This window comes from Treponema sp. R6D11 (genome assembly GCF_054786075.1).
The window spans coordinates 1-9,853 of sequence record NZ_BDHD01000068.1 but is presented as its reverse complement, the minus strand read 5'-3'; the positions used below and the strand labels follow the sequence as shown (position 1 = coordinate 9,853).

11 protein-coding genes are annotated in these 9,853 nt (G+C 38.0%); 7 read left to right on the top strand and 4 right to left on the bottom strand.

Going from position 1 to position 9,853, the window contains the following annotated elements; all coding sequences use genetic code 11:
* Positions 1–912: pyridoxal phosphate-dependent aminotransferase (locus ACYVTD_RS07450; protein ID WP_461247146.1), on the top strand; the 912-nt coding region annotated here is incomplete at its 5' end.
* A 56-nt stretch (positions 913–968) separates the two neighbouring features.
* Positions 969–1,187: a 50S ribosomal protein L31 gene (gene rpmE, locus ACYVTD_RS07445; RefSeq protein ID WP_461247145.1), complete on the top strand. Its 219-nt coding sequence runs from the start codon at positions 969–971 to the stop codon at positions 1,185–1,187.
* A 17-nt stretch (positions 1,188–1,204) separates the two neighbouring features.
* Here the strand turns inward: rpmE and ACYVTD_RS07440 are convergent, their stop codons facing one another.
* A complete protein-coding gene (locus tag ACYVTD_RS07440) occupies positions 1,205–1,462 on the bottom strand; it encodes a hypothetical protein (RefSeq protein WP_461247144.1) in 258 nt (85 codons plus the stop codon).
* Between the two features lie 33 nt (positions 1,463–1,495).
* Complete coding sequence (locus ACYVTD_RS07435) at positions 1,496–3,040, bottom strand: YifB family Mg chelatase-like AAA ATPase (RefSeq protein ID WP_461247143.1); 1,545 nt, start codon at positions 3,038–3,040, stop codon at positions 1,496–1,498.
* 222 nt (positions 3,041–3,262) lie between these two features.
* On the opposite strand from ACYVTD_RS07435, the gene ACYVTD_RS07430 reads away from it, so the two are divergent.
* Positions 3,263–5,263 carry a DUF262 domain-containing protein gene (locus ACYVTD_RS07430; protein WP_461247142.1) on the top strand — a complete coding sequence of 667 codons (2,001 nt, stop codon included), beginning with the start codon at positions 3,263–3,265 and terminating at the stop codon, positions 5,261–5,263.
* 47 nt (positions 5,264–5,310) lie between these two features.
* Here the strand turns inward: ACYVTD_RS07430 and rpsI are convergent, their stop codons facing one another.
* Complete coding sequence (gene rpsI / locus ACYVTD_RS07425) at positions 5,311–5,712, bottom strand: 30S ribosomal protein S9 (RefSeq protein WP_461247141.1); 402 nt, start codon at positions 5,710–5,712, stop codon at positions 5,311–5,313.
* Entirely contained in the window at positions 5,712–6,122 is a 411-nt protein-coding gene (gene rplM, locus ACYVTD_RS07420; RefSeq protein WP_461247140.1) for a 50S ribosomal protein L13, read from the bottom strand. The genes rpsI and rplM overlap by 1 nt, the downstream gene beginning before the upstream one ends.
* Before the next feature lie 188 nt (positions 6,123–6,310).
* Between rplM and ACYVTD_RS07415 the strand changes: the two genes are divergently transcribed.
* From ACYVTD_RS07415 to ACYVTD_RS07400, 4 genes are all read left to right on the top strand, one after another.
* Positions 6,311–6,670, top strand: coding sequence for a hypothetical protein (locus ACYVTD_RS07415; RefSeq protein WP_461247139.1), 360 nt, complete (start codon positions 6,311–6,313; stop codon positions 6,668–6,670).
* Between the two features lie 109 nt (positions 6,671–6,779).
* Complete coding sequence (rsmH, locus tag ACYVTD_RS07410; RefSeq protein WP_461247138.1) at positions 6,780–7,697, top strand: 16S rRNA (cytosine(1402)-N(4))-methyltransferase RsmH; 918 nt, start codon at positions 6,780–6,782, stop codon at positions 7,695–7,697.
* A 2-nt stretch (positions 7,698–7,699) separates the two neighbouring features.
* Positions 7,700–8,131 carry a hypothetical protein gene (locus ACYVTD_RS07405; RefSeq protein ID WP_461247137.1) on the top strand — a complete coding sequence of 144 codons (432 nt, stop codon included), beginning with the start codon at positions 7,700–7,702 and terminating at the stop codon, positions 8,129–8,131.
* 19 nt (positions 8,132–8,150) lie between these two features.
* Positions 8,151–9,853: peptidoglycan D,D-transpeptidase FtsI family protein (locus ACYVTD_RS07400; protein ID WP_461247136.1), on the top strand; the 1,703-nt coding region annotated here is incomplete at its 3' end.

Below are 9,853 nucleotides of genomic sequence, written 5' to 3'. Positions count from 1 at the left end.
CATGGAGGCAGCGAAGCTTTGACATTCGCCGTTATGGCTATTTGTGATAAGGATGACGAAATATTAGTTTTGGAGCCATATTATTCTAATTACGACAGTTTTCTTAAAATGAGCGAGGCAAAGCTTGTGCCAGTTAAGCTTAGTTTGGATAATGATTATAAATTACCTAGCATGGAAGAACTAGAAAAATTGGTTACTAACAAAACAAAAGCGATTTTGTTTTCAAATCCGAATAATCCGCTTGGGACGGTTTTAAGTAGCGAAGAGATGGATGTCATTGCAGAATTGGCTTTGAAGCACAACCTATTTGTTATAGCTGATGAGGTGTATAGGACATTTATATATGAAGATGTTTTCTATAAATCGTTTATAAACATGCCTGCAATTAAGGACAGAGTGATTTTGATTGATAGTATATCGAAACATTATAGCGCTTGTGGCGCAAGAATTGGCGTGCTGGCCTCTAAAAACAAAGAATTTATCTCGCTGGTTTTGAAACTGTGTCAGGCGCGGTTATCAGTTTCAACTATTGAACAAGTTGCAACGACGAATATGCTTCAAGAGATGGAAACATATATAGATGACGTTGTTAATAAATACAGGGAGCGCAGGGACGTTATGTGCGACGCTTTGGATAAAATAGAAGGGGCAGAGTTTTTAAAACCGGAGAGCGCTTTTTATGTTTTTGCTAAGCTGCCGGTGGACGATACTGATAAATTTGCCCAATGGCTTTTAACGGATTTTTCGTATGAAAAAGAGACGCTTTCCTTTGCTCCTGGCTCTGGTTTTTATACAGATGACAGTTCGGGAAAAAATATGGCGCGTTTTTCTTTCTGTGCTATTGAGACGGATGAGATAAAAAGAAGTATGGATATTTTGAGTATTGCTTTGGAAGAATACAATAAGGGTTGACAAAATCTCGAAAAAATGGTATTATATATAGGATAAATGAATTAAGGAGAAAAAGAATGAAAGACGGAATACATCCTGAATACGAAAAAACTACTATAAAATGTGCTTGTGGGAATGAATTGCAAATAGGTTCGACTAAAAAAGATGTTGCTGTTGAGATTTGCTCTAATTGCCATCCGATGTTTACAGGAAAGCAAAAGTTTGTGGATAAGGGTGGTCAAATCGCTAAATTCCAAGCAAAGATGAAAGCGACTTCTGGTAGCAAAAAGGCTTAATGCCACGTATTTATAACTTAAAAAACATCAAGATTAGCGTAGAATTCAATAAACTTGCTGATTAAACTACTCATGCCACGCGAGTTAGTATATTTGACAATTTTGTCTTTATAATTATTAAGCCCATCAAAAAAAGCATCGGGCGTTTTAACATTCGGCTGCCCTATATGCAACTCATGAACCTTTATCCCTTTGTTCGTAGCCGCCTCCAAGTACGGAACCAACTTTCGTATCGGTGAATAGCACATAATATTTATCTTGTTTGAAAATTCCATGAATTCCTCCTAAAGGAAATATATGATGAAAAACTATATACTATCCGTAGCTCGGTCTAAACTACGGTAACTAATCGCCTCTAGAACATGTGGCAATTTAATATCATTCTCTCCCGCTAAATCCGCAATTGTTCTAGCGACTTTTAAAATTCTATCATGCGCTCTAGCTGATAATCCTAATTTATCAAAAGCCAGTTTCAAAGCATCGGCACTTTCCTCATCTAGCTTACAATATTTATGTATCAGCTTCGGCGTAAGATTAGCATTCGAGAATATCTTCTCGCCTTTATATCTCGAGCGTTGCACCTCACGAGCATTATTAACTCTTTCTTTTATCTCTATGGATGTCTCCCCGCTCTTTCTATCTGATAAATCCTTATATTCCACAGCAGGCACGTCAATATGTATATCGATCCTGTCTAAAAGTGGACCCGATATTTTTGAACGATACTTTTGTATAGAAGTTTGATTGCACGAACATTTATGTTTTCTATCCCCATAATAACCGCACTTGCAAGGGTTCATACTGGCGCAGAATAGTATATTGCAAGGATAAGTAAGCGTCCCCTGCACCCTAGAAATCGTAACTTCTCTGTCTTCTAGCGGCGCACGCATAACCTCAAGCGTATCTCTATGAAACTCTGGCAATTCATCCATAAATAAAACACCGTTGTGAGCAAGGCTAAGCTCCCCTGGTTTAGGAATGGTTCCACCGCCAGAAAGCCCCGAAGATGAAATCGTATGGTGTGGGCTTCTAAAAGGTCTAATCGAAATCAAACTTTGATTACGCTTTAATAACCCCGCGATAGAGTAAATTTTTGTTATCTCCATAGCCTCTTCGAACGTCAAATCAGGCAAAATGCTTGGAATGCGTTTTGCTATCATGGATTTGCCCGACCCAGGAGGCCCTATCAAGAGAATATTATGCCCGCCCGAAACAGCAATTTCAACGGCACGCTTGACGTCATCCTGCCCCTTAACATCAGAAAAATCAAAAATATATTTGTCCAAATTCGCTAAATTTTCAGTTATGTCCGTTTTTAATTTAGGCAGCTCCGTTTCATCACTAGCGCTTGCAAAATGCTTATAAACCTCTTCTAAACTATTAGCAGGACGCGTCATACAATCCTTCATGATAGACGCCTCAAGCCCGTTTGATTTAGGCACAACAATATTTGGAATTTTCGCATTTGCGCATTCGATAACCATCGGCAAAACGCCGGCAATGTGGCGCAATCCTCCGTCCAACGCAAGCTCGCCGACAAAAGCATAATCCTTCAAATCAGCCATGTTTATTTGCATAGAAGCCGCCAAAATAGCCATTGCAATCGGCAGGTCATACGACGGCCCGTTCTTTTTTATATCCGCAGGCGCAAGATTCACAGTTATCCGCTTCGTTGGGAAAATCAAGCCCGAATTAACGATTGCCGCTTTTACCCGCTCTTTACTTTCCTTAATCGCTGCATCCGGCAACCCTACTATATCAAACGCAGGCAAGCCAGAAGAAATATCCGCCTCAACCTCAACTATATATCCATCCAACCCAAAAAGTCCAACCGAGTTGACCTTTGCCGTCATCTTTTTTGCTCCTTAATATTTGATTATACCATTATATAGTTGCACAAATTTTTTGTCAAGATTTATCAAATAAAACCAAAACGCACTTGCATTTTAATTGCTTTTATGATATACTTGAGAAAATGAGGAGCAAGATATGAGAGCAATAGAAAAAAGCATATTAGATTTTATAGGTGGTATACGAAAAGTTTTTATAATACCTCCATTTCAGCGCAACTACTCATGGATAAAGCACAATGTCTAGAACTATTCGAGGACATTGAAATTAGCTTTCAAAGAAAAGAGCCGCATTATTTAGGGAATATAACATATTATCCAACAGCCACTAGCGGGGCTTCTTTCACAGAGCTAATACTGATCGATGGGCAGCAGAGAATAACATCTATTCTTCTTTTGCTGTGCGCCATACGCGACTCAGTTGAAGATGAGACCATAATTAATTGTATAAATGAAGAATATTTACACAATAAAACTCCAGGAGAAAATTTTTCACGCATTCGTCTAAAACAAACATCACATGACGCAGAAGACTTTGAAAAAATAATCAAAAAAACTCAAATCAGCGGACAAAACAAAGTTGTAGAAAACTATAATTATTTCAAAGAACTTGTAAGCAAAAGCAAGGTTTCTCCGCGAGACTTATATGAAACTATTGCAAAATTAGAAATCGTTGAAGTAAATTTGCAAACGGAAGAAAACTTAGCAGCAATACAGACAGTTTTTGAAAAGATTAATTCCACAGGAAAGCCACTCAGCTCATCCGATTTAATAAGAAACTATCTGCTAACCGCAGAAAACACACAAGTTCAGGACCATCTTTACAAAAACTTTTGGGTAAAAATCGAGAATATTGTCGGCGTCGAAAATATAAACAAGTTTTCACAATGCTTCCTGATAATGAACTCATTCCAAGATGTTTCCGAATCCAAAACATATAAAGAATTCAAAAAATTCTACATAGAAAAAGGAATCGCGCGCACTACAATTCTAGAGGAAATGCTAGCTAGTTCACGTATGTTCAGTTTTTTACATAATGAAACAATAGATGATAAAGAACTTCTATTCGAGATTAGTATTATTAACTCTATGGGCGCTAGCGTCCTTATGTACCCATTACTAATTTTTCTACTGGAAAAAATGTATAATAATAACAAAACCGAACTCAAAGGTATTTTCACAGTACTTGCAGATTTTTTAATAAGATACAAAACCGTTTTGCCTTCATCGGGAGGCGGAACCATTAGCTCAGTAGTTAGAAGAATATTGGAAAAGCTAACAAAACAAGAAATCAATATGACAAAAGACGATATTTTATTCGAACTTTCAAATAGTTCAACACCAGCAGGGCGTTTTCCTGACAATACCGAGTTTGAAACTAGACTAAAAGAACCTATTCGAAAGGATGTTGCAAAGGCTATACTATATAAGATTTTATATCATAATGCCTTTCATCCGGTCTATATACCAATTAGTCAGTTAACTTTAGAACATATTTTGCCTCAAACACTGACAGCATGGTGGAAAAAATATCTTGGAGGAGACGAAATCGCTAACTATATACATACCGATTGCTTAAATAAACTAGGCAATTTGACTCTTATCTCCGGTCCAGGCAATTCCTCACTATCAAATAAGCCCTGGCCTGATAAACGCTCTAATTATAAGAATAGCGATATTTTAATTACACAAAGAGTTGCAGCCTACCCTTCTTGGAATAAAGAAAGTGTAATTCAACGAAACGAATCTCTTTCACAAGACGCATTATCTGCTATCACTGCACCGCTAAACAGAACAAAACCATACGAAACTAATTCAGTCGCTGAAGAAAATCTCGATGACGGTCTATATCCATTTGCTGATATTGATAGCCCAACAGGCACCAAACCTGTCAGCATTGTTTATAAAAGCATGTCTAAAAAAGTCTCTAACTGGGGTGAACTGTTTAAAAGCATATGCCGAATCCTTATAGATGTCGATTCAAACAGATTTGAAGATATTTGTAGCAAAAATCTAATACATAAATCAACTAGCGTACGTAATCCAGACGGCAAAGACCCTACAATATCAAAACAAGCTAACTTAATAACCTCAGCCAAAAAAATTGGATCCACAGCCTATTTTTGCGAAACTTGCTTTTCAGCAGAACGAGCAGTACACTATTCAAAACAGTTATTAGATCTTTTCGAGCTAACCGAAGACTTTTTTATAGAAATAGAAAACTAACATAACACAAAAAAACCGCCGTTTGGCGGTTTTTATAATTCTTATTATTAACGTTTGCTGAACTGTGGTGCGCGTCTAGCAGCTTTAAGACCGTATTTTTTGCGCTCCTTCATGCGAGGGTCGCGTGTTATAAAGCCAGCATCTTTCAAAACTTTTCTAAGCTCTACGTCAGCTTCCAAAAGCGCTCTTGTGATACCATGGCGAATAGCCTCAGCTTGACCAGTGATTCCACCACCGCGAACATTGACAATTATATCATATTGCCCTTTTGTTTTAGTAAGCACCAAAGGTTGCTCCACTATTAGGCGGCAAGTATCTAATGGAAAATAATCTTCGAATGTTCTATCATTGATTTTTATTTCTCCTTTGCCAGGATATAAACGAACTCGTGCAGTCGAAAATTTTCTTCTTCCTGTGCCATAAAAATATTTTGCTTTCTTCTCTGCCATTATTTCGCTCCTCCTGTTTGTGCAACATGATCATGCTCTTCACCAGCATATACTCTTAGTTTCTTAAACTGTTTTCTGCCAAGAGACGTATGAGGCAGCATGCCACGAACAGCATATTCGATAACTCTCTCCGGAGTTTTTTCTAATAAATCTTTGTATTTTCTTTCCTTAATACCGCCGATCCAACCTGTATGCCAATAATGCTTCTTCTGTTCTAGTTTTTTACCAGTTAGAACAACATCTTTAGCGTTGATAACAACGACATAGTCGCCACAATCAGCATGAGGTGTGAATGTTGGTAGGTGTTTCCCTCTAAGCAAAGTCGCAGCCTCTGTTGCTAGCCTGCCAAGAACCTTACCCTTAGCATCAATAACGTGCCAAGACGGGGTTATATTACTTTCGTTTGCCATGAATGTAGACATCTAATTCTTTCTCCTTAACTTATACTCTGTGCCTTAAAAAGATTAACGGGTCTCTCCGTAGCACACGCCTAAGCATTATATCACAAAAATTAACGCATGTCAAGCATATTTCTTGACTTTTTTAGCTATATATGTTATAATAATAGTAACAAATCCTTACATAAAAGGAGCACGCGATGAACATTCCAGACGCGCCAAAACCAAGCGTTAGACAATCTCTTCACGGGCAAAGACGATATAAATATGTAAGAAGCTTCAAGCCTAGATTAAGTTTAGGCAAAAGAGTTTTAACCGCGGTTGTAACAGCCGTCGTTGTTGTGACCAGCGCGATACTATTAACCAGTTGCAGAAAACCGACCACTAGAACATCTACAAATCCTCCACCAGTTGTAACTCCAACAGACCCTCCAAAAAAAGACGACCCAGGAACATTGCCTCCAGAAATCGACGACGGTGGCGAAAAAGGCCCTTCTCCTCAGCAACCTGCCGAATCAAATATCCCTCCTGCAACACCACAAATGCCAGCAGGTAGATAAACAACAGTACATAAAAAATAGCCAGCAGAAAATTCTGCTGGTTTTATATTGCAAAAATGTTACAAAGCTGGCTTTTTTGTTGACAAACTGTAATAATAGTGATAGTATTATGAAAATGGAATTCATACATAAAACCGTACTTTTAGAAGAAACCGTTAGTGCCATAAACCCGCGAAATGATGGCGTATATGTCGATGGCACCTTAGGCGGAGGCGGACACTCCAGTCTGCTATTAAAAACTGCGCCAGATGCAAAACTCATCGCCATAGATAGAGATAAAGACGCGCACAAATCTGCAAGCAAAAAATTAAAAGGAAATGTAGAATTCATTCATGACAATTTCTCCAACATAAAAAGCATTCTGGGCAATAGAAAAATCGACGGCGCCATACTCGATCTAGGCGTAAGCTCATACCAATTCGACGAACCAGCACGAGGATTTAGTTATCGTTTTGATTCTCCTCTAGATATGCGCATGGATCAAACGCAAGAACTAACAGCTGAGATAATAATAAATTCATATGAACAAGGCGAATTATCTAAAATCTTTTGGAACTATGCCGAAGAAAAATATGCAAAAAGGATTTCCCAAAACATAATCGATAGCCGCCCAATAAAAACAACGGGCGAACTAGTAAAAATCATCCATAGTTCTCTACCAAAAAAATATTTATACACGTCAAAAAAGCCAGAAAAGAAAGTCTTCCAGGCTCTGAGAATCGCAGTCAACAACGAGCTGGACACGCTCGAACAAGTAATATATGATTTCGCAAGCACCCTAAATCCTTCAGGAAGACTGGCAGTTATAACTTTCCATTCATTGGAAGACAGAATAGTTAAAAACTCTTTCAAAAATCTCGTCGGCGCATGCGACTGCCCAAAAGACCTACCATATTGCGCCTGTGGCTACGTTAAAAAATTCAATATAATAACTAGAAAACCAATTATACCAAGTAATAAAGAAATTAAAAACAACCCTAGAGCAAAATCTGCAAAACTAAGAGTAATAGAAAAATTAGGGGACTGAAAATGCACCAAAAAAGAAAATTTGCCTCAATTGAAAAACATAAACTAGAGCGAGCAAACCACGCTGTCGAAAGAAAAAATAAAAACCGGCGCACTTTTAGTTATGTATTATTATGTTTCTTCGTGGTAGCAGCTCTAGGTTGGCAAGCCCTCGCCTTGAGCGAGTGCAACTCATACTTATCTAAAAAAAATGTTTATCTAAAAAACATAACACGAGAATTTGAATCAGAAAAAATTGAATTAGAAAATAAACTAAGCAGAAGCAACATATACGCAATAGCCACAAGCTATGGCATGCGAAAAGCTGATAACTCGCAATATATCATCGTGCAAAACACTGCAAAAGCCTCTTCCTACACCAACAATTTTATTCATAACATAAAAACCTCAACAATATATTTATATAACAGTATAAAGGAATATTTTATATTTTAACAAGGAGATGTAAATTAAATTGACCAATGAATCAAACTTAAAAATACGCAAAGCTATGACAGGCTTTTGTATTGCGTTTTTTGTTTTATTCGCAATTTTAATTTTACGTCTTTTTTGTTTACAAGTCGTTAAAGGTTCGTGGTATAGCGAGCAAGCGTTAGAGCAACAAACAAAAGATAGAGTTATAGCATCAAAACGAGGCAAAATTCTTGATCGTGCGGGTCAGGTTTTAGCAGAAAGCATATCCGCCGAAGCAGTCTCTGTTACGCCAAACCAAATAATTGAAAATAAAAAGCACGGAATAACAGCAGATATGATAGCAGAAAAACTTGCTGGGGTTCTAGATCTTGACAAAGATGCAGTATACAAAAAATTAACAAAATCCAGCTACTACGAAATCATTAAGCGAAAAGTAGATAAAAACGAAACCGACCAAATACGTAGATATATAACCGATAACAAAATTGTCGGCATTAAAATCGATGAAGACACGAAAAGATATTATCCGAACGGTTCTTCCGCCTCTCAAGTTATTGGCTTTGTCGGAACCGATAACGACGGGCTTGAAGGCATCGAAGCTATTCTAAATTTTGATCTCAAAGGAACTGCTGGCAGGGTTATTTCAGCCCAAAACGTCTCAGGTGTGGATATGCCTTTCGACTATGAAAAACTAATCGCACCAGAAAACGGAGTCAATGCCGTCTTAACTATCGACGAAAATATTCAACACTTTGTCGAAAATCACTTATCAACCGCTTATGTTGACAACCATTTAGAACAAGGCGCGTCTTGCATCGTAATGGACGTCAAAACCGGCGAAATTCTAGCTATGGCAACCATGCCAACATACGATTTAAATAAACCATTTGAAATAACTGATAGCTCATTTCTACAAAGCATCTCAGCTCTTCCCGCTCTTGAACAAAAAATTAAGAAAAACGAATATCTAACCAAACTTCGCCGAAACAAAGGCGTGGTAGATACATATGAACCAGGCTCTGTATTCAAAATTTTCACATCAGCAATGGCTCTGGAAGAAAATGTAGTAAAATTAGATGATACCTTTTCCTGTGGCGGTAGCGTACAAGTCGCGGATAGGCGAATCAAATGCTGGAAATCAGCCGGACATGGGCACCAAACTTTTGTCGACGGTGTTAAAAATTCTTGCAACCCCGTTTTCATTGAGCTGGGCAGACGCATCGGTGGAGAAAATTTCTATAAATATTTTAAAGGCTTCGGCTTCACAGAAAAAACAGGAATAGAAATACTTGGCGAAGCCGTAGGTATGCATTATAAAGAGTATACCGAACTAGATTTAGCCGTTGCATCATTCGGGCAATCAAATAACGTTACACCAATCCAAATGATTGCCGGCGTTTCAGCAATTGCAAACGGCGGAAAATACATGAAGCCACACATTCTAAAGAAAACCGTTGACGATGACGGAAATGTTATATCAGAAAAACAACCAGAGATGTTAAGACAAATAGTTTCAAAACAAACATCAGACACTTTAAAAGATATTTTAGAAAAAGTTGTTAGCGATGGAACGGGTTCAAACGCATATGTCGCAGGTTATAGAGTTGCTGGGAAAACAGGAACTAGTGAAAAACAACCTCGTGGGCAGGCAAAATACATCGCTTCCTTTGCAGGGTTTGCACCAGCAGATGACCCAAAAATAGCATGCATAGTAATCCTTGATCAACCCGCTCGAGGCAGAGT

Coding starts and splice junctions, on each gene's coding strand:
- rpmE (WP_461247145.1), top strand. CDS start 969: ATGAAAGACGGAATACATCCTGAATACGAAAAAACTACTATAAAATGT.
- ACYVTD_RS07440 (WP_461247144.1), bottom strand. CDS start 1,462: ATGGAATTTTCAAACAAGATAAATATTATGTGCTATTCACCGATACGA.
- ACYVTD_RS07435 (WP_461247143.1), bottom strand. CDS start 3,040: ATGACGGCAAAGGTCAACTCGGTTGGACTTTTTGGGTTGGATGGATAT.
- ACYVTD_RS07430 (WP_461247142.1), top strand. CDS start 3,263: ATGGATAAAGCACAATGTCTAGAACTATTCGAGGACATTGAAATTAGC.
- rpsI (WP_461247141.1), bottom strand. CDS start 5,712: ATGGCAGAGAAGAAAGCAAAATATTTTTATGGCACAGGAAGAAGAAAA.
- rplM (WP_461247140.1), bottom strand. CDS start 6,122: ATGGCAAACGAAAGTAATATAACCCCGTCTTGGCACGTTATTGATGCT.
- ACYVTD_RS07415 (WP_461247139.1), top strand. CDS start 6,311: ATGAACATTCCAGACGCGCCAAAACCAAGCGTTAGACAATCTCTTCAC.
- rsmH (WP_461247138.1), top strand. CDS start 6,780: ATGAAAATGGAATTCATACATAAAACCGTACTTTTAGAAGAAACCGTT.
- ACYVTD_RS07405 (WP_461247137.1), top strand. CDS start 7,700: ATGCACCAAAAAAGAAAATTTGCCTCAATTGAAAAACATAAACTAGAG.